Here is a 19,458-nt window from a genome sequence, read left to right on the forward strand (position 1 = left end):
TGCGCAGGGCTTCTGCCCGGCGGGGATGATCCGATGTCGCAGCCATTCCCGGACTCTCTACCATGAATCGGGGTTCGGTCCAGTCCTCGATTCTTCTGCGCCCCGCAACAGCGCCTCAGCGCCCGCGCCGGGGCGGGCGCGGACGGTCGAGCGAGCTGGGTGAGGCGGCCTGCCGGCGACCGTGGGCACGGGAACGCGCGGCCCCCGCCGGGCTGTCGGCCAGTGCGGCGTCCTCCGGGTCCAGCAACTGGAAAACCAGACTGCCCGCCACCGGATCGGCCTCGCGCAGCACGACCTTGACCTGGGTGCCCAGCCGGTAGCGCCGGCCCCAGCGCCGCCCGACCAGGGCGTGCTCCGCCTCCACATGGTCGTAGAAATCGTCGGGCAGGGTGCTGATCGGCACGATGCCGTCGGCCCCCGTCTCCGTCAGCGTCACGAACAGCCCGAAGCGGGTGACGCCGCCGATCTTGCCGGTGAAGGTGGCGCCGACGCGGTCGGACAGGTAGCGCGCGACATAGCGGTCCATGGCATCGCGCTCCGCCTCGGCGGCGCGGCGCTCGGTCATGGAGATGTGGTCGCCGATGCGGTCCAGCCGTTCCGCCTCATCCTCCGTCAGCCCGCCGGCCCCCAGCCCGAAGGCGCGCACCAGCGAGCGGTGGACGATCAGGTCGGCGTAGCGCCGGATCGGGCTGGTGAAATGGGCGTACTTGACCAGCGCCAGCCCGAAATGCCCGATGTTCTCGGGCTGGTACACGGCCTGCGCCTGGCTGCGCAGGATCACGCTGCTGATCAGTTCGCTGTCCGGGGTGCCGGCCGCCTTCTCCAGGATGCGGGTGAAGGCGGAAGGCGCCAGCACCTGCCCACGGGCCAGAGTGTAGCCCAGGCTGTCCAGGAACTCGCGCAGCGGCTCCAGCTTGTCCCGCGCCGGCTCGGCATGCACGCGGTAGAGGCAGGGTGCGTGCCGCGCCTCCAGCGCCTCCGCGGCGGCCACGTTGGCGCAGATCATGAACTCCTCGATCAGCCGATGGCTGTCCAGGCGCTCCCGCACGTCGATGCGGACGATCTCGCCGGCCTCGTCCAGCGTGACCTTGCGTTCGGGCAGGTCCAGCTCCAGCGTGCCGCGCCGCCGCCGCGCCGCCGCCAGCGCCTCGTAAGCGCCGTAGAGCGGCCCGATCACCCGCTCCAGCAGGGGACCCGTCGTCTCGTCCGGGCGCCCGTCGCGGGCCGCCTGCACCTGCTCGTAGGTCAGCCGCGCGGCCGATCGCATCAGCCCGCGCACGAAGCGGTGGCGCTTCAGGGTGCCGTCGCGGTCGATCCAGAGATGCACGGCGAGGCAGCCGCGGTTCACCCCCGGCTTCAGCGAGCACAGCTCGTTCGACAGGGCTTCGGGCAGCATCGGCACGACCCGGTCGGGGAAGTAGCAGGAATTGCCCCGCTCGAAGGCCGTGCGGTCCAGCGCCGATCCCGGCGTGACGTAGAAGGAGACGTCGGCGATGGCGACCAGCAGGTGCCAGCCGCCGGGATTGGCCGGGTCGGTGTCCGGCTCGGCATGGACGGCGTCATCGAAGTCGCGGGCATCCGCCCCGTCGATCGTGACCAGCGGGATGTCGCGCAGGTCGGTCCGGCCCTCCAGCGACGGTTCCGCTGCGGCGGCGGCCTCGTCCAGTGCCGCCTGGGGAAAGCTGGTCGGGATGCCGTTCTGGTGGATCGCGATCAGGCTGACCGCGCGCGGATCGTCCAGGCCGCCCAGCCGCTCGATCACCCGCGCCTGCTTCAGCCCCATGCGGGAGGATGGCAGCACCTCTGCCACCACCAGCTCGCCCGGCCGCGCCCCTTCGGCGTTCTGCGGCAGGATGACGAACTCCGTCCGGGTCCGGCGGTCGGCCGGGCGCAGCCGCCCGCCCTCGCGCCCGGCCTCGTAGATGCCGACGATCCGCGCGGTCGATCCGGCGTCCAGCCGCCGGATCGTGCGGGCCTCGTAGCGCCGGTCGGAGAGGCGGCTGAGCCGTGCCAGCACGCGGTCGCCGGGCGTCAGCGCCGGATGGCCGCGCCGCTCCGGCCGCATGAAGATCTCCGGCGGCGGGTTCTCCTCGTCCGTCCAGTTGACGGGGCGGGCCAGCGCCTCCCCGTCCGTGTCGATGCCGGTCACCACCAGCACGGCGACCTCGGGCAGGGCGGCCGGCGGCGCCATGCGGCGGCCCGCCCCCTTCTCCACCGCGCCCTCCTGCTCCAGCTCCTTCAGCAGGTGCTTCAGCAGGACGCGCGCATCGCCCGTGATGTGGAAGGCCCGCGCGATCTCCCGCTTGCCCACGGGGGTCGGACTCTCCCGGATGAACTCCAGGACCTGGTCCTTGCTGGGGAAGGGGGCTTCCTTCTTGCGGCGGGTGGGTTCCAACGTCTCGTCCGTGTCTCGTCCGTGGGCGTGTGGTCCGCTGGGATGGCGTGCCGGCGGGGATGGCGGCCGGCGCTGCCGCCGGGCCGGAGGGACCTGCCGCAACAGCAGCGCAGCCGGAAACGTGCCGCGCAGGGCGGCGGGATCAGTCGCCCGCCGCCGCCTTGGGACGCGCCGCCTTGGTCCCGGAAGCCTTCGCAGCGGACGCCTTGACCGGAGCCTTCGTCGTCTTCGTGGCCGTCCTGCGGGCGGGTTTCGCTTCCGTCTCCGCTTCGGATTCCGTGTCGGCGCTCTTCGCCTTGGCGGTGGCCGTTTTCTTCGCGGCAGCCTTCTTTGTCGGGGCCTTCTTCGCGGGGGGGGCGGCCGCCTCCTCACCGCCTTCGGTCTTCGATGCGCCCTTCTTGGCGCTGTCCTTGGCCGCCTTGGCGGCCAGCAGCTCCAGGGCTTCGGCCAGGGTCACCGTCTCCGGCGACATCGCTTTCGGGATGCTGGCGAACAGCTTGTTGTGCTGCACATAGGGCCCGAACCGGCCGGAGCCGACCTTGACCGGCTTGCCGTCCTTCGGGTGCGCGCCCAGCTCGCGCCCGGCCACCGCCTTCTTGGCCGGCGCATCGCCCAGCACCACCACGGCCCGGTTCAGGCCGATGGTCAGCACGTCGTCCTCGGCGGTCAGGTTCTTGTAGCTGGCGCCGTGCTTCAGGTACGGCCCGTAGCGGCCGATGCCGGCCACGATCTCCAGCCCGGACTCCGGATGCGTGCCCAGCGAGCGCGGCAGGGCCAGCAGGCGCAGCGCCGTGTCCAGGTCCATCGAGGCCGGCAGCATGCCGCGGGGCAGCGACGCGCGCTTGGGCTTCTCTTCCTTGTCGTCGCCGTTGCCGAGCTGGACATAGGCGCCGAAGCGGCCGGTCTTGACCCAGACGGGCAGGCTGGTCTCCGGATCGTTGCCCAGCATGCGGTCGCCCGACTCCGCCTCGCCGCCCTCGCCGGCCACGGACAGGGGCCGGGTGTAGCGGCACTCCGGGTAGTTGGAGCAGCCGATGAAGCCGCCGCTCTTGCCCAGCTTCAGCGACAGCCGGCCGGTGCCGCAGGTCGGGCAGACGCGTGCGTCCACCTCCTGCCCGTCCGGCCCCACGCGGCGGGGGAAGAAGTGCGGTCCCAGCAGCTCGTCCAGCGCCGTCAGCACCTGCGTGATCGTCAGGTCGCGCGTGTCCTCCACGGCGGACGAGAACTGGCGCCAGAACTCGCGCAGCACCTGCTTCCAGTCGATCCGGCCGCCGGAGATGTCGTCCAGCTTGCCTTCCAGGTCGGCCGTGAAGGTGTATTCGACATAGCGCGGGAAGAAGCTCTCCAGGAAGGCCGTGACCAGCCGGCCGCGGTCCTCCGGGATGAAGCGGCGCTTCTCCAGCCGGACATATTCGCGGTCCTGCAAGACCTGGAGGATCGAGGCGTAGGTGGAGGGGCGGCCGATGCCCAGCTCCTCCAGCTTCTTCACGAGGCTCGCCTCGGAATAGCGGGGCGGGGGCTGGGTGAAGTGCTGGTTCGGCCGGATCTCGCCGCGGGCCAGATCGTCGCCGTCGCGCATGGGCGGCAGGCGGCGGTTGTCCTCGTCCTCGTCGGCGTCGTCCTTGTCCTCCTGGTAGACCTTCAGGAAGCCGTCGAAGCGGATGACGCTGCCGGTGGCGCGGAAGACGGCCTCCGCCCCCTTGCTGATGATGTCCACCGTCACCTGGTCCAGCACGGCGCTGGCCATCTGGGAGGCCAGGGTGCGCTTCCAGATCAGCTCGTAGAGCGCCAGCTCGTCCTTCTCCAGGTAGCGGGCGACGTGCTCCGGCCGGCGGAACAGGTCCGTCGGGCGGATCGCCTCGTGCGCCTCCTGGGCGTTCTTCGCCGCGGCCTTGTAGATGCGCGGCTTCTCGGGCACGTAGCTGCGGCCCCAGCTCTCGTCGATCAGGCGGCGGGCGGCGTCGATCGCCTCCTGGCTCAGCGCCACGCCGTCCGTCCGCATGTAGGTGATGAGACCGACCGTCTCGCCGCCGATGTCCACGCCCTCATAGAGCCGCTGCGCCGTGCGCATGGTCTTCGTCGCGCCGAAGCCCAGCTTGCGGCTGGCCTCCTGCTGCAAGGTCGAGGTGGTGAAGGGCGGGAAGGGGTTGCGGCGGACCTCCTTGCGCTCGATCCGGCCGACCCGGAAGGTCATCGGCCGGATGCGGGCGACGGCGGCATCCGCGTCGCCCTGGGTGCCCAGGGTGAACTTCTCCAGCCGCTTGCCGTCGAGCTGGCTCAGCCGGGCGGTGAAGGTCTGCCCCTCCTGGGTGCGGAAATCAGCCTCGATGGTCCAGTATTCCTGCGGGCGGAAGACCTCGATCTCCGCCTCACGCTCGCAGACCAGCCGCAGCGCCACCGACTGTACGCGGCCGGCCGACTTGGACCCGGGCAGCTTGCGCCAGAGCACCGGCGACAGGGTGAAGCCGACCAGATAGTCGAGCGCCCGGCGCGCCAGATAGGCGTCCACCAGCTCGCGGTTCACGTCGCGCGGCTGCGCCAGCGCCGTCTGCACGGCGGACTTCGTGATCTCGTTGAAGGTGATGCGCTTGACGTCCACCTTGCCGAGCAGCCGCCGTTCGCCCAGCACCTCCTTCATGTGCCAGGCGATCGCCTCCCCCTCGCGGTCGGGGTCGGTTGCCAGATAGACGCGGTCGGCGCCGCGCACGGCCCGGGCGATCTCGTCGATATGGCGCTTGGAGCGGTCGCCCAGCTCCCAGTCCATCTCGAAGTCCTCGTCGGGCCGGACGGAGCCGTCGCGGGCCGGCAGGTCGCGCACATGCCCGTAGCTCGCCAGAACGGTGAAGTCCTGGCCGAGATACTTGTTGATTGTCTTTGCCTTGGCCGGAGACTCGACAATGACGACGTTGTGTCCAGGCAAGGTAAGTCCGCCTTTCAGAAGCCCAGTACCGGCGATGCCTTTCAGATCAGGCTGATCTGGCCGCCGGGATGCCGCTGGACCCGCCCGGCCAGTTCCAGTTCCAGCAGGACCGTCAGCACCACCCCGGCAGACAATTGGCAGCCCCGGACCACTTCGTCAACGAGAACAGGGGTGGGCGAAAGCGCCTCCAGCACCAGGGCACGCGCCCGTTCCAGCTCCCGGTCGTCGGCCGGGGCGGGGGGCGGGAGGTCGAACAGGTCGCGCCGCCCCTCCCCGAACGGGCGGGTGGCGATGCGGCGCAGCGCGTCCACCACGTCGTCGGCGGACTCCACGAGCCCCGCCCCCTCCTTGATCAGGCGGTTGCAGCCCTGCGCCCGCGGATCGACGGGCGAGCCCGGAACGGCGAAGACCTCGCGCCCCTGCTCCAGGGCCAGCCGTGCCGTGATCAGGGAGCCGGACTTCAGCGCCGCCTCCACCACCACCACGCCCAGGGACAGGCCGGAGATCAGGCGGTTGCGGCGGGGGAAGTGGCGGGCCTGCGGCTCCGTGCCCAGCGGGGATTCGGCCAGCAGCAGGCCGCGCTCGACAAGATCGCGGTGCAGCCCCTCGTTCTCCGGCGGATAGACGATATCGACGCCGCCGGCGACCACGGCCGCCGTGCCACCGTCCAGTGCCCCGACATGGGCCGCCGTGTCGATCCCCCGCGCCATGCCGGAGACGACGAGATAGCCCGCATCCGACAGGTCGCGGGCCAGCCGCTCCGCCATCCGGCGCCCGGCGATGGAGGCGTTGCGCGCGCCCACCACAGCCACCGCGGGCCGCTTCAGCAGGGTGGGATGGCCCAGGAGCGCCAGCAGCGGCGGCGCGTCGTCCAGCGCCGCCAGCGCCTCGGGATAGTCGGGTTCGCAGGTGGCGAGGAAACGGCCGCCCCGCTTCTCCAGCCCGGCCAGTTCACGTTCCGCCTCCACCCGGGAGGGCACGCGCAGGGGCTTGGCCCGGCCGCCGCGGCGGGCGAGGTCGGGCAGGGCGGCCAGGGCCGCGGTGGCGGTGCCGAACCGCTCGACCAGGCGGTGGAAGGTGATGGGGCCGACATTCTCCGCCCGCGTCAGCCGCAGCCAGTCCAGCCGTTCGGCGGCGGTCAGGGGGCGGCGGGCGGTAGGGGCTTGTATCGGCATGGCGGCAGGGTCCGCCAGCCGCGCGGATTCGTCAACCGCGGCGATGCCGCGTCGATGGTTTCCACTACCCTGCGGACGGATCTCAGGCGGCGGGCGCCTTCTTCTTCGCGCCGATCCGAGGTTCCTCGCCCTTCAGCAGACGGCGGATGTTGTCCTTGTGCCGGACCCAGACCAGCACGGCGATGAAGGCGCCCAGCGCGCCGATGCGGATATCCGCCGTCCACCACCAGCCGAAGACCGGGGCGGCGGCCAGGGCCACCAGCGCGGACAGGCTGGAGATGCGGAAGACCAGGGCCGTCAGCAGCCACATCAGGCAGGCGAACACCCCCACCGGCCAGGAGATCGCCAGCAGCACCCCCAGCGCCGTGGCGACGCCCTTGCCCCCCTTGAAGCCCAGCCAGACGGGGAAGGTGTGGCCCAGCATGGAGCCGCCGGCCGCCAGCACCGCCGCCTCCGGCCCGGCCAGCCAGAGGGCCAGCAGGGTGGCGACCGCCCCCTTGCCGCTGTCCAGCAGCAGCGTCGCCAGGGCCAGCGCCTTGTTCCCCGTGCGCAGCACGTTGGTGGCGCCGATGTTGCCGCTGCCGATGCTCCGGATGTCGCCCAGCCCGGCCAGCCGGGTCAGGACAAGGCCGAAGGGGATGGAGCCCAGCAGGTAGCCGCCGGCGAAGGCGGCGGCCAGCCAGGGGCCGGACAGGGTCCAGGTCATCGGATCATCGGGCATGGCTCGGTCGGTCTTCTCGTTGCCGGCGGGCGGGGATCAGGCACAGGCGTGGACGGTACGCCCGTCCACCACGGTGCGCAGCACCAGACCCTGCACGGGGCGTCGGTCGAAACAGGTGTTCTTGCTCTTGCTGCGCAGCTTCTCCGCCTCCACCACCCAGGGGCGGCCGGCGTCGAACAGCACCAGGTCGGCGGGGCCGCCCGGGCGCAGCCGGCCCAGCTCCGGCAGGCCCAGGATGCCGGCCGGGATGCAGGTGACGGCCGCCAGCGCGCGCAGCAGTGGCAGGGCCCCCTTGTGCGCCAGTTCCAGGGTCAGCGGCAGCAGCGTCTCCGATCCGACGGCGCCGAACGCCGCCTGCGCGAAGGGAACCCGCTTGCTGTCCTGGTCGTGCGGGAGATGGTCGCTGGCGACGGCGTCGATCGTGCCGTCCGCCAGACCGGCGACGATGGCGCGCCGGTCCATCTCCCCGCGCAGGGGTGGGGACAGCTTGAAGAAGGTGCGGTAGTCGCCGACGTCCACCTCGGTCAGGGCGAAGTAGGGCGGGGCGGTGTCGCAGGTGACGGCAAGGCCCTTGGCCTTGGCCCGGCGGATCACCTCCACCCCCTCGGCGGTGGAGATGTGGGCGGCGTGGTAGCGGCCCCCGGTCAGTTCGACCAGCCGCAGGTCACGCTCCAGCATGATGATCTCGGCGGCGGCGGGAATGCCGCCCAGGCCCAGCCGGGTCGCCACCTCGCCCGAATTCATGCTGCCCGACGCCAGCCGCGGCTCCTCCGGGTGCTGGAAGATGGTCTGGCCATGGGCGCTGGCATAGCTCAGGGCGCGGCGCATCACCAGGGCGTCGGAGACGGCGTGCAGGCCGTCGGTGAAGCCGACGGCGCCGGCCTCCGCCAGCAGGCCGAACTCGGTGATCTGGCTGCCCGCCGTCTCCCGCGTCACGGCGGCATAGGCGAAGATCTTGACCAGCCGCTCCTCGCGGGCGCGGCGGGCGATGAACTCCAGCCCGGCCACGTCGTCGATCACCGGGTCGGTGTTGGGCAGGGCGGCCAGCGCCGTGATGCCGCCCGCCGCGGCGGCGCGGCCGGCGGTGGCGATGGTCTCGTTGTGCTCGAAACCCGGTTCGCCGACATGGGCGCGCAGGTCCACGAGGCCGGGGGCGAGGCAATGGCCGCCGCAGTCCACGACGGCGATGCCCTCGGGCACGCCGTCGGCGAACAGCCGGGGGCCGAGGTCGGCGATGCGCTCCCCCTCGACCAGCAGGGCGCCGGGCGCGTCCAGTCCGGTCGCGGGGTCGAGCAGGCGGGCGTTGATGTAGGCGGTGCGGGTGGTCATGGGTCTTTCGCCGTCCTACGCGCCGGTGCCGCGGCGGCCGCGGGTCAGGAGGTCCAGGCAGGCCATGCGGACGGCGACGCCCAGCTCGACCTGTTCCAGGATCACGCTGCGGTGGATGTCGTCGGCCACCAGGCTGTCGATCTCGACGCCGCGGTTCATCGGGCCGGGATGCATGATCAGCGCGTCCGGCTTCGCGGCCGCCAGCTTGTCGTAGTCCAGGCCGTAAAAGCGGAAATACTCGCGCTGGCTGGGCAGGTACTGGCCCTGCATGCGTTCGAGCTGGAGCCGCAGCATCATCACGATGTCGGCATCCTTCAGCCCGGTCGCCATGCTGTGGTGGACCTCCACCCCCAGCCGGTCCACCGCGCCGGGCAGCAGCGTCGGCGGGGCCACGACGCGCACCCGCGCGCCCATGATGTTCAGCAGGTGGATGTTCGAGCGCGCCACCCGGCTGTGCAGGATGTCGCCGCAGATGGCCACCGTCAGCCCGCGCAGCGTGCCCTTGTGGCGGCGGATGGTCAGCGCGTCCAGCAGCGCCTGGGTCGGATGCTCGTGCGCCCCGTCGCCGGCGTTGATGACGGCGCAGTTGACCTTGCTGGAGAGCAGCAGCGGCGCGCCCGACTCCTGGTGCCGCACGACAAGCACGTCCAGGTGCATGGCGTTCAGCGTCATCGCCGTGTCGATCAGCGACTCGCCCTTCTTCACGGAGGAGCCGTCGCCCGACATGTTGATGCAGTCGCCGCCCAGCCGCTTGGCCGCCAGCTCGAAGCTGGTGCGGGTACGGGTGGAGTTCTCGAAGAACAGGTTGACGACCGTCAGCCCGCCCAGAATGGCGCTCTTCCGGCCGGGGCTGCGGTTCTGTTCCACGTAGCCGTCGGCCAGATCGAGGATCAGCTCGACGTCGGTCGCCGTCAGCCCCTCGATGCCGAGAAGGTGCCGGTGGGGAAAGGCGGTCATGTCCTGAGTGTCCATGGGTCCGGGACTATGGCTTCCGGTCCCCCCCTGCGCAAGGGGTGCCGCTGCGGGGCCGTCCCGCGCCGGTCGAGGATCAGGGCCCTGCCGCGGACGCGGACATCGCCGGAAGAGGGGCGGGAAAACCGGGCCGCCGCGCCGACATCGCGCCGCGTCGCCTGTTGTGGCGCCCGAGGGCTGCCCGACGGGCGGCCCGAAAAGGGAGGAAAGCCATGAGGATGATGATTCCCGTCGCGCTCGCGGCGACCCTGCTCGCCGGCACGGCGCTGGCCCAGAGCAGCGGCAGTGCCCAGACGATGCAGGGCGGTACGACCGCCGGCCAGGGCAAGATCTCGCAGCAGGACGTTCTCTTCCTCCAGCAGGCGGTGCAGAGCGATCTGGCCGAGATCGCCATGGCCGAGGTGGCGGAGGACAAGGCGCAGGCCACGCCGGTCAAGCAGTTCGCCGAGCGGATGGACGAGGAGCACGACTCGAACCTGGAGAAGCTCCAGGAACTGGCCGAGGCGCACGACGTGGACATCCCCGACGACCCCGACGCGCAGCAGCAGCAGATGCTGGCCACGCTGAAGGACACCCCCGAACAGTCGTTCGACCGGACCTACATCCAGATGCAGGTGCAGGCGCACCAGAAGGCGATCCAGCTCTACCGGACCCAGGCCCAGGGGCAGGGACCTGTGGCCCGCTTCGCCGGGCAGCAGGTGCCGAACCTGGAGGCGCACCTCCAGGAGGCGCAGCTCATCCAGCAGCAGTTGCAGCCGACGGCGGCCACCCGCTGATCCCCCGGGTGGTGGTCCGGCGGACCGCGGATTCCGCCGCGGTCCGTGCCGGGCCTGCGGGGCGGCTCAGCCCGCCCCGTGCGCCCGCAGGAAGGCCAGGCAGCGCGCCCAGGCGTCGGCCGCCATCCCGGGCCGGTAGCTCGGCCGGTAATCGGCGAAGAACCCGTGCGGACCCTCGGGATAGAGCACGATCTCCGACTCCGTCTTCCCCGCCGCGGCCAGGGCTGCGCGCATCGCCTCCACGTCCGCGACCGGAATGCCCTGGTCGGCCCCGCCATAGAGGCCCAGCACCGGGGCCTTCAGTGCTGCGGCCAGTTCCACCGGCACCATCGGCTGCAAGGCGGTCGGCGGCGAGGCGAGCCGGCCGTACCACGCCACCCCCGCCTTCAGCCGGGGCTGGTGCGCGGCGTAGAGCCAGGTGATCCGCCCGCCCCAGCAGAACCCCGTCACCGCCGCCCGGTCGGCATCGCCGCCGTTCGCGCCGGCCCAGCGCAGGGTGGCGTCGAGGTCGGCCATCACCTGCGCGTCGGGCACCCTGGACACCAGCTCGCGCACCAGGGTCTGGATGTCCGGCACCGCCGCCGGGTCGCCCTGGCGGGCATAAAGTTCGGGCGCCACGGCCAGCCAGCCCTGGTGGGCGAAGCGGCGGCAGACGTCGCGGATATGTTCGTGGACGCCGAAGATCTCCTGCACCACCAGCACCACGGGGAAGGGGCCGGCGCCCTGCGGGGCCGCGCGGTAGGCCGGCAGCTCGCCGTCCGCCACGGGGATGCGGACCTCCCCCGCCGTCAGCCCCTCCGCCGCGGTCGTGATGGTGGCCGCGGCCACCGGCCGGACGGAGAGCGCAAAGCCCGCCGCAAGGCCGGCCACGGCGAAGGCGCGGCGACTGATCTCCGCCGCGGGGACAAGGCCACGGGCGTCGGGGGCCAGGGAGGCGGGCGTGAGGGAGGCAGGCGAGGAAGGGGGAGCGTCGCTCGGGCGGTCGTGCATGGGGCGCTTCCTTGGTCGTTGCGGCCCCGCCGGGGAACGGTGCGGCTCGGCCGGGGTTCCGGTCGATATGGTCCGCCGCCGTCCGCTGCCCAGGGCCCCCGCCCCGGGAGAGCCCTTGCCGCTCAGATCACCCCCGTCTGCCGCAGCCGGGCCACCTCGTCGGGCTGCATGTGCAGCCAGTCGGACAGCACCGTCTCGGTATGCTGCCCCAGGGTCGGCGGGGCGTAGCGGTAGTTGACGGGCGTCTCCGACAGCCGGACCGGGCTGCCGATCAGATCCACCGGCCCGCCTGCCGCGGCATGCTCCAGGCTGACCCGCATGCCGCGGGCCTGCACCTGCGGGTCGGCGAAGACGGCCGGGATGTCGTTGATCGGGCCGCAGGGCACGCCCAGCCGCTCCAGCCCCTCCAGCCAGTGCGCCGCCGGCTGCCGGCGGATCAGGGCGGCGACCTCCGCCACTGTCTCCGCGCGGTTGCCGACCCGCGCCGGGTTGGTGGCGAAGCGCGGATCGTCGGCCAGCTCCGGCCGGCCGGCGAAGGTGCAGAAGCGGCGGAACTGCTCGTCGTTGCCCACCGCCAGGATGATCCAGCCGTCCGCCGCCTCGAAGGTCTGATAGGGCACGATGGTGGGATGGCCGTTGCCCGTCCGCGGCACGGGCGTGCCGCTGGTCAGGAAGTACTGCCCCGCGTTGGACAGCCAGGCCACCTGCGTGTCCAGCAGCGCCATGTCCAGATGCTGGCCGCGGCCCGACAGGTCGCGGTGGCGCAGCGCCGCCAGGATGCCGATGGCGGCATAGGTCCCCGCCATCAGGTCGGCGATGGCGACGCCGGTCTTCATCGGCTGGCCGCCGGGCTCCCCGGTCAGGGACATGATGCCCCCCATGCCCTGAACCATGAAGTCGTAGCCGGCCCGCGCGGCATAGGGGCCGGTCTGCCCGAAGCCGGTGATCGAGCAGTAGACCAGCCGCGGATAGGCGATGTGCAGGTCGTCGTAGCCCAGGCCGTAGCGCGCCAGGGTGCCGGTCCGGTAGTTCTCCACCAGCACGTCGGCATGCCCGACGAGGCGGCGGGCGAGGGCCTGTCCCTCGGGCTTCGTGAAGTCCAGCGTCAGGGACCGCTTGTTGCGGTTGGCGGACAGGTAATAGCTGCTCTCCCCCGTCGGGGTGCCCTCCGCATCCTCCAGATAGGGCGGACCCCAGCGGCGGGTGTCGTCCCCCTGGCCCGGCTTCTCCACCTTCACCACGTCGGCGCCGAGGTCGCCCAGGATCTGGGTGCAGCTCGGCCCGGCCAGGACACGGCTCATGTCCAGGACGCGCACGCCCGCGAGCGGGCCGGTGACGGGCGGGGCGGGGGGATGCTTGCTGGGCATGGCGGCACGGACCCGGATGGGGGACGGGAGGTCGGACCCGGCAGTCTAGGAGTGCCGGGGCGTCGGGTCCCTCCGACAATATTCCTATGACCTGAAGCGCCGGAGCGACCGGCCCGGAGCGACGCTTGCCGGGCGGGCGGTTCCGGCGCATTCTCAGGGACCGCCCCTCCGGACGACGCCCCGATGCCGCCCGATCCCAAAGCCGACCTGCTGCGCCAGATGCGGGACCTCCGCCGCCGGATCGACCCCGCGGTGCTGGAAAAGGCCGCCGGTGCCGCCCGCACCCTGGAGACGGCCCGCACGGCGCCCCGGGCGCCCGGCCCGGCCGCGCAGGACCCCGCCGCCGCCGAGCCCTATGACAAGCAGGCGGCGCGGCAGGCGGTAATGCTGTTCCTCCAGGGCCGGGCCGACAACGGCCAGTTCGCCCGTCGGCTGATGGACGCGCTCCAGAAGCCGGAGGAGGCGGCGAAGGCCTACCGCAAGCCGGAGACGGCAGCGCCGAAGCCGACCGTCATCCGGCGGACGCGGGGCTGAGGCGCTGGGTCCCGGTCAGGTCAGCAGCGCCAGCCAGAGCGGCAGGGTCAGCGTCGCGGCCAGGGTCTGTGCCGTGATGATCCCGGCCATCAGCCGGTGGTCGCCGCCCATCTGGCGGGCCAGCACATAGGCCGACGCCGCCGTCGGGATGGCGTTGTAGAGCACGATGACGACCAGCGGCCGTCCCGTGACACCGGCCAGCCCCGCCAGCCCCAGGGTGATCGCCGGCAGCACCAGCAGCCGCCCGACGGAGGCCGCCAGGACCTTGCGGCCGGCCCGGCGCACGGCCGGCAGGTCCAGCCCGGCGCCCACGGCCATCAGCCCCAGCGGCAGCGCCGCCGCGGCCAGCACCTTCAGCAGCGGAGAGACGACGGGGATCTCCGGAACGCCGACGGCGTTCAGCGTGCCGCCGATCAGCACGGCCAGGATCAGCGGGTTGGTGGCCAGCAGCCGCAGCGTCGCCGGCCAGCCGCCGGTCGCCGCCCCGGTCCAGCGCGCCAGCGCCAGCACGCTCAGCACGTTCACCAGCGGCACCACCCAGAGCACGCCCAGCGCCATCAGGGCCGTGCCCTCCGTGCCGTAGAGGGCGGCGCCGACCGCCAGGGCGATGAAGCTGTTGACCCGCACCGTGCCCTGGAAGACGGAGGTGAAGGCGGGGCCGTCCTTCGCCAGCAGCGGGCGCGCCAGCACGGTCAGCAGGGCGATGGCGAGCACCCCGCCGGCGAGCGCGACGCCGGCCCCCAGGATGTCCACCCCGCCGAAGCTGGCGCGGGCCGTGCTGTCGATCAGCAGGGCGGGGAAGAACAGGTGGTAGGTGAGCTGCTCCGCCGGGCGCCAGAACCCGTCCTGCACCAGACCGCTCCGGCGCAGCCACGCCCCGATGACGATCAGCAGGAAAACCGGCGCCAGCGCCGCGACGACGGTGATCATTCGCCGCCGCCGTCGCCTCCGCCGTCGCTTCCGCCGTCTTCCCCGTCTGCGTTCCCGTCCTCGTCCCGGTCGTCGTCGCTGCCGGACGGAGCCGCATCGCCCTGGCGCAGCCGGTCCAGCGCGCCCTGGAGGATGTAGGCGGCGGCCATCTTGTCCACGACCTCGTCCCGGCGCTTCCGGGTCATGTCCCAGCCGATCATCATGCGCTCGACCGCGCTGGTGGACAGGCGCTCGTCCCAGAAGGCGATCTCCGGTTCGAAGCCGAAGAGCTGCGGCCGTTGCAGCAGCAGCCGGGAGAACTCCCGCACCGACTGGCAGCGCGGCCCCTCCGTCCCGTCCATGTTCACCGGCAGGCCGACGACCAGGGCGCGCACGTCGCGGTCGCGCATGGCGCGGGCCAGCTCCTGCGCGTCCTGGGTGAACTTGGTGCGGCGGATCGTGCCGACCGGGGAAGCGACGCTCAGCCCCGGGTCGGAAACGGCCAGCCCGATCGTCTTCTCGCCCAGGTCCAGCCCCATCAGGCGCCCGTTCCGGGGCAGGCTGGCCTTCAGTTCCATGAGGTTGCGGATTGCCATTGTCGGATGCTACCTTCCGCGCGGCGTTCGCCGGCTCCTTCGGGGGCGCGGCCCCTCTATCCATGCATGAGACTTAGCAGCATGTCGCTCGACAAGGCTACCGTGGCGAAGATCGCGCATCTCGCCCGCATCCGTGTCCCGGAGGAAGAGCAGGAGCATCTGGCCCAGGAGCTGAACGGTATCCTGGGCTGGGTCGAACAGCTCGGCGAGGTGGACACGGACGGGGTGCAACCGATCACCAGCAACGTGGCCCAGACGCTGCGCCGCCGCCAGGACGTGGTGACCGACGGGGGCTACCCGGAAAAGGTGGTCGCCAACGCGCCCGAGGGTGCCGAGCATTTCTTCGCCGTTCCGAAGGTTGTCGAGTGATGATGTCGCTGAACCATCTGACCATGGCCGAGGCCCTGGCGGGCCTGCGCGCCGGGGAGTTCACCGCCACCGAACTGACCGAGGCGCATCTGCGCGCGGTCGAGGCGACCCGCGGTCTGAACATCTTCATAACCGAGACGGCGGACATCGCCCTGCGCCAGGCCAAGGCCGCGGACGAGCGCTATGCCGCCGGCACCGCGCTGCCGATGGACGGCCTGCCCATCGCGGTGAAGGACCTGTTCTGCACCGAGGGCGTGCTGACCACCGCGGCCAGCCACATCCTGGACGGCTTCAAGCCGCCCTATGAATCCTCCGTCACGGCCAATCTCTGGCGCGACGGCGCGGTCATGCTGGGCAAGGTGAACCTGGACGAGTTCGCCATGGGCTCGGCCAACATCACCAGCTACTACGGCCCGGTCATCAGCCCCTGGTCGAAGGGTCGCCGCGTCCAGCGCGACGCCGCCCCGGCCGGGTCCGGCGTGCTGGCCGAGGTGGCGGAGGCGTTCCGCCAGCCGCAGCCCGTGACCGAGTGGGAATGGGAGCGCAAGCTCGTCCCCGGCGGCTCCTCGGGCGGGTCGGCCGCGGCGGTCGCGGCGCGCGTCGCCATGGCCGCCACCGGCACGGACACCGGCGGGTCCATCCGCCAGCCGGCCAGCTTCGTCGGCATCGTCGGCCTGAAGCCGACCTATGGCCGCTGCTCCCGCTGGGGCATCGTCGCCTTCGCCTCCTCGCTCGATCAGGCCGGGCCGATGACCCGCACCGTGCGGGATGCGGCGATCATGCTCCGCTCCATGGCCGGCTTCGACCCGAAGGACAGCACCTCGGCCGACGTGCCGGTGCCGGACTATGAGAAGGCGATCACCGGCGACATCCGCGGCCTGCGCGTCGGCATCCCGCGCGAGTACCGGGTGGACGGCATGCCGGCCGAGATCGACCGGCTCTGGCAGCAGGGGGTGGAGTGGCTGAAGGCCGCCGGCGCCGTGCCGGTGGAGATCAGCCTGCCGCACACGAAGTACGCCCTGCCGGCCTACTACATCGTCGCCCCCGCGGAAGCCTCCTCCAACCTCGCCCGCTACGACGGCGTGCGCTTCGGCCTGCGCGTCGAGGGCAAGGACCTGAAGGAGATGTACGAGAACACCCGCGGCGAGGGCTTCGGCCGCGAGGTGCGCCGCCGCATCCTGATCGGCACCTACGTGCTCTCGGCCGGCTACTACGACGCCTATTACCTGAAGGCCCAGAAGGTGCGCGCCCGCATCGCCGAGGACTTCACCAAGGCGTGGGAGCAGTGCGACGTCATCCTGACGCCGACGGCGCCCAATACCGCCTTCGGCATCGGCGAGAAGATGGACGACCCCATCGCCATGTACCTGAACGACGTGTTCACGGTGCCGGCGAACCTCGCGGGTCTGCCGGGTATGTCGGTTCCGGCCGGGCTGGCCGGCAACGGCCTGCCGCTGGGGCTGCAACTCGTCGGCCGGCCGTTCGACGAGGCGACGCTCATCCGCGCCGCCGCCGTGCTGGAACAGGCGGCCGGCCCGCAGCCGCTGCCGCCGGTCCACGCGTGAGCCGCAGAACCGGCGGGCATCGGCGGGGGGGCTGAGCCGGCTGGTCATCGGGGGCAGCCGGGCCGCCTTCCGGTTTGGGGGCTGCCTGGCGTGTAGTGAGGAAAGCGATGCCCGATGGTTGTGGGGCCCGCTTTCCTCAATCCTCTGGTTTTGTTGTTGGGCCTCTGGTTTTGGTGTTGGGAATGGCGTAATTTAGTGTTCAGGGAATGCTTGTGGCTTGCCGGGGGGCATTCATGGGCATTAAGGGGAACGCTTGCGCCACGAGTGAGCTTCAAGGCTGTCTTTATCTGATCGGCAGCGTGCTTGTTCTGAAGTATTTCGTGTTTTTTCTGGATTCGACGCCTCGTTTCTTCATGGGCGATTCGGCCAGCTATATTCACACGGCCATGACGGGTTGGATTCCGTCAGACCGGTCGTTCCTGTACGGGTACCTGATCCGCATCTTCTCGGGCCCCCAGGATGGACTGACCACCTTTCTGGCAGTCCAGGTCCTTGTTTCGGCAGGTGCGGCGATCCTTGCCGGTCTGGCTGCCCGGATCGCTGCCGGGGCCAGCATGGGGACCGCTACGGTGGTCGCCCTGGTCGTCAGTCTGGAACCTTTGCAGCTCGCCTACGAACGCTATGTCATGGCGGAAACATTCGCCGGACTCATGCTCGCTATCCTGGTTGTTTCCGCCCTCTGGTATCTGCGGAAGCCGGCTCTTCTCCCGCTTCTGTCTTTTGTCGGTGCGGGAATCGGACTGGTTTCGCTACGCCTCAATACGGTTCCCCTGGTCTGGTCATTGGCGTTCATTCTGCCGGTTCTTTCTGTTGCCAGATTTCCTGGAACGTCTTTTGGACCTTTCCGGAATCCGAACTCTGCCCGGTTCGCCAGGGTTGCCCTGCATGTCGTGTTGCTGCTGGCGCTGACCGCGGTGACCCATGGGGTCTATCGACATGTTTATGGAGCCCTGCGGGATGGTCCCCCGGGCTATCAACATGCGGATGGACTGTTTGCTGTTGCCGGGTGGGCGCCCCTGATACGGGCCGATGCGTTCCCGGATGCGTTTCTGGCCGAGCAGATTCTATCGGCGGTGGCGATCGACCTTTCCGATCCGGGCAACCGCGAGGCACAGCGCTGGTCTCCGACCGGAATTTCGTATTGCTTCGAGCAGGTTATCGGAAATCCCTACGATGCCAACCGACTGGCCAGGGAGGTGGCGTTCCGGGCAGCGTTGAATGATCCGGTCGCAGTGTTCCGGCTGGGGTTTCATACAGTATCCCGATACCTGGACCCGGGGCAGATACGCGCATCATTGCGATGGGATCAGGGTGAGAACCCGATCACAGAGAATTTAGCGTCTGATCTTCGTTCGGTTTTTGCTGTTGATGTTGCCCGTTCTGTCGAGCCGAGTCCTGTCCGGTCATGGCATGGTTTTCCGGTCAACTGGTATATTTTGCTGCCTTTGATGCCGTGCGTTGCGTTTCTGTGCATTCCCTTCGTGCCGACCTGTTCGCGTCCGGAGGTCGGATTTCTTGTGATCGTTGGATTCGGGCTCGTGGCCTGCGGTCCCTTTCTCGGCACAATGACAGTGGTGCGCTATCTCCACCCGCTGGCATGGCTGAACATGGTTCTGTTTGCAGTCATAGGGCACTCTCTTCTGAAGGCGAGGCTATCCGCTCAGAAGGCGTCTCCGGTGGCATTCGGGCTGTGACCTCTGCGGTATGACGGTCGACGAAGGTCGGGCCGCCTTGATGTCGTGCTGCCTGACAGGGCAGCCGTTCGCCGGAAGGAAGGGACCATGCCGGTCATCGGGTGGCTTACCCCCTCTGGTGGCGGGGTGCTCCCCTTCCGGTCGCGGGCGGGCGCGTGCCGGTCCGCGGTGTCGTCTGTTTCCTCACCGGGTCCGCGGGCATCGCCCGCCGGACGGAGGTGACGGCGCGACGCCGCAGCTCTCCGCCGGAACGGCGCCGAAGAGGGAGCCAGATGCCGATCCAGTCCCGCCGGGCCGCCTTGCCGGCCCTCCGCCCGACCCTCGGTCGGCCCCTGTCCGCCGCCCTGCTGGCGGCCGCTGTCGCCGCTTCCATGGTCGTGCTGCCGCTGCGGCCCGCCGTCGGCCAGTACGACGTACCCTACGTGCCGACGCCGCAGCCGGTGGTGGATGCCATGCTGGAGATGGCGCAGGTCGGCTCCGGCGACTATCTGATCGACCTCGGCTCCGGCGACGGCCGGATCGTCGTCACCGCGGCGCAGAAGTTCGGCACGCCCGGGATGGGCGTGGATCTGAACCCCGAGCGTATCGCCGAGGGCAATGCCAATGCCGAACGGGCCGGCGTCACCGACAAGGTGAAGTTCGTCCGCCAGGACCTGTTCAAGACCGACATCTCCGACGCGACGGTACTGACCATGTACCTGCTGCCGCAGGTCAATCTGCGCCTGCGGCCGGTCGTGCTCGATACCCTCGCGCCCGGCACCCGGATCGTCTCCCATGCCTTCGACATGGGCGACTGGACGCCCGACGAGACGCGGACGGTGGAGGGCAAGCGCCTCTTCCGCTGGGTGGTGCCGGCCAAGGTCAGCGGCACCTGGGACCTGCGCTCCGAGGGCGGCGGCGCGCGCCTGACGCTGGACCAGACCTATCAGCAGTTCGACGGGGCCGTGCGGGCCGACTCCGGCATGGCCCGGCTCACCGGCGGTCGCCTGGAGGGCAAGGACATCCGCTTCACCCTGGCGATGGAGGACGGGCAGGCCCGCACCTACACCGGCACGGTCGAGGGCGACCGGATGAGCGGCACGGTGGAGGGCGGCGGCACCTGGACCGCCGAGCGCACGGGCGGCTGAGGCGTGGCGACAGGGAAGG

The 19,458-nt window shown here is 70.9% G+C and carries 16 protein-coding genes; 6 read left to right on the forward strand and 10 right to left on the reverse strand.

The annotated features are described in order from the left end of the window. Nucleotides 1–115: 115 nt before the first annotated feature. The 6 genes from rnr to ACFQPS_RS07200 form a co-directional block, all read right to left on the reverse strand. On the reverse strand, nt 116–2,395 hold the full coding sequence (gene rnr / locus ACFQPS_RS07175; protein ID WP_377357711.1) for a ribonuclease R: 2,280 nt from the start codon (nt 2,393–2,395) through the stop codon (nt 116–118). 142 nt (nt 2,396–2,537) lie between these two features. Next, on the reverse strand, nt 2,538–5,315 hold the full coding sequence (gene topA / locus ACFQPS_RS07180; protein ID WP_377357712.1) for a type I DNA topoisomerase: 2,778 nt from the start codon (nt 5,313–5,315) through the stop codon (nt 2,538–2,540). 41 nt (nt 5,316–5,356) lie between these two features. Next, on the reverse strand, nt 5,357–6,490 hold the full coding sequence (dprA, locus tag ACFQPS_RS07185) for a DNA-processing protein DprA (protein ID WP_377357713.1): 1,134 nt from the start codon (nt 6,488–6,490) through the stop codon (nt 5,357–5,359). An 82-nt stretch (nt 6,491–6,572) separates the two neighbouring features. Further along, nucleotides 6,573–7,211: a glycerol-3-phosphate 1-O-acyltransferase PlsY gene (plsY, locus tag ACFQPS_RS07190; protein ID WP_377357715.1), complete on the reverse strand. Its 639-nt coding sequence runs from the start codon at nt 7,209–7,211 to the stop codon at nt 6,573–6,575. Between the two features lie 36 nt (nt 7,212–7,247). Further along, nucleotides 7,248–8,540 (reverse strand): dihydroorotase, encoded by a 1,293-nt coding sequence (pyrC, locus tag ACFQPS_RS07195; RefSeq protein ID WP_377357717.1) that lies wholly within the window; start codon nt 8,538–8,540, stop codon nt 7,248–7,250. Nucleotides 8,541–8,555: 15 nt separating this feature from the next. Then, complete coding sequence (locus ACFQPS_RS07200; RefSeq protein WP_377357719.1) at nt 8,556–9,512, reverse strand: aspartate carbamoyltransferase catalytic subunit; 957 nt, start codon at nt 9,510–9,512, stop codon at nt 8,556–8,558. 212 nt (nt 9,513–9,724) lie between these two features. Here ACFQPS_RS07200 and ACFQPS_RS07205 point away from each other — a divergent pair, with 212 nt between their 5' ends. After that, nucleotides 9,725–10,288 carry a DUF4142 domain-containing protein gene (locus ACFQPS_RS07205; RefSeq protein WP_377357720.1) on the forward strand — a complete coding sequence of 188 codons (564 nt, stop codon included), beginning with the start codon at nt 9,725–9,727 and terminating at the stop codon, nt 10,286–10,288. Nucleotides 10,289–10,354: 66 nt separating this feature from the next. Here ACFQPS_RS07205 and ACFQPS_RS07210 read toward each other — a convergent pair whose 3' ends face one another. Beyond that, nucleotides 10,355–11,278, reverse strand: coding sequence for a dienelactone hydrolase family protein (locus ACFQPS_RS07210; protein WP_377357722.1), 924 nt, complete (start codon nt 11,276–11,278; stop codon nt 10,355–10,357). Nucleotides 11,279–11,400: 122 nt separating this feature from the next. Further along, on the reverse strand, nt 11,401–12,645 hold the full coding sequence (locus ACFQPS_RS07215) for a CaiB/BaiF CoA transferase family protein (protein ID WP_377357723.1): 1,245 nt from the start codon (nt 12,643–12,645) through the stop codon (nt 11,401–11,403). 183 nt (nt 12,646–12,828) lie between these two features. On the opposite strand from ACFQPS_RS07215, the gene ACFQPS_RS07220 reads away from it, so the two are divergent. Then, on the forward strand, nt 12,829–13,179 hold the full coding sequence (locus tag ACFQPS_RS07220) for a hypothetical protein (RefSeq protein WP_377357725.1): 351 nt from the start codon (nt 12,829–12,831) through the stop codon (nt 13,177–13,179). A 15-nt stretch (nt 13,180–13,194) separates the two neighbouring features. Here ACFQPS_RS07220 and ACFQPS_RS07225 read toward each other — a convergent pair whose 3' ends face one another. Then, the gene (locus ACFQPS_RS07225) at nt 13,195–14,109 is read right to left on the reverse strand and encodes an AEC family transporter (RefSeq protein WP_377357726.1); all 915 of its coding nucleotides are present in this window, start codon (nt 14,107–14,109) and stop codon (nt 13,195–13,197) included. After that, nucleotides 14,106–14,684 carry a Holliday junction resolvase RuvX gene (ruvX, locus tag ACFQPS_RS07230; RefSeq protein WP_377357728.1) on the reverse strand — a complete coding sequence of 193 codons (579 nt, stop codon included), beginning with the start codon at nt 14,682–14,684 and terminating at the stop codon, nt 14,106–14,108. Before ruvX ends, ACFQPS_RS07225 begins: the two co-directional genes overlap by 4 nt. 81 nt (nt 14,685–14,765) lie before the next feature. On the opposite strand from ruvX, the gene gatC reads away from it, so the two are divergent. The 4 genes from gatC (at nt 14,766) to ACFQPS_RS07250 (ending at nt 19,439) form a co-directional block, all read left to right on the forward strand. After that, a complete protein-coding gene (gene gatC, locus ACFQPS_RS07235) occupies nt 14,766–15,053 on the forward strand; it encodes an Asp-tRNA(Asn)/Glu-tRNA(Gln) amidotransferase subunit GatC (RefSeq protein ID WP_012566707.1) in 288 nt (95 codons plus the stop codon). Continuing rightward, nucleotides 15,053–16,618 (forward strand): amidase family protein, encoded by a 1,566-nt coding sequence (locus ACFQPS_RS07240; protein ID WP_377357730.1) that lies wholly within the window; start codon nt 15,053–15,055, stop codon nt 16,616–16,618. Before gatC ends, ACFQPS_RS07240 begins: the two co-directional genes overlap by 1 nt. Nucleotides 16,619–16,917: 299 nt before the next feature. Beyond that, complete coding sequence (locus tag ACFQPS_RS07245) at nt 16,918–18,312, forward strand: hypothetical protein (RefSeq protein WP_377357732.1); 1,395 nt, start codon at nt 16,918–16,920, stop codon at nt 18,310–18,312. A 272-nt stretch (nt 18,313–18,584) separates the two neighbouring features. Next, on the forward strand, nt 18,585–19,439 hold the full coding sequence (locus ACFQPS_RS07250; protein WP_377357734.1) for an SAM-dependent methyltransferase: 855 nt from the start codon (nt 18,585–18,587) through the stop codon (nt 19,437–19,439). The last annotated feature ends 19 nt before the right edge of the window (nt 19,440–19,458 follow it).

Origin of the sequence: Rhodocista pekingensis, assembly GCF_042665545.1 — a bacterium.
GTDB classification, from domain to species: Bacteria; Pseudomonadota; Alphaproteobacteria; order Azospirillales; family Azospirillaceae; genus Rhodocista; species Rhodocista pekingensis.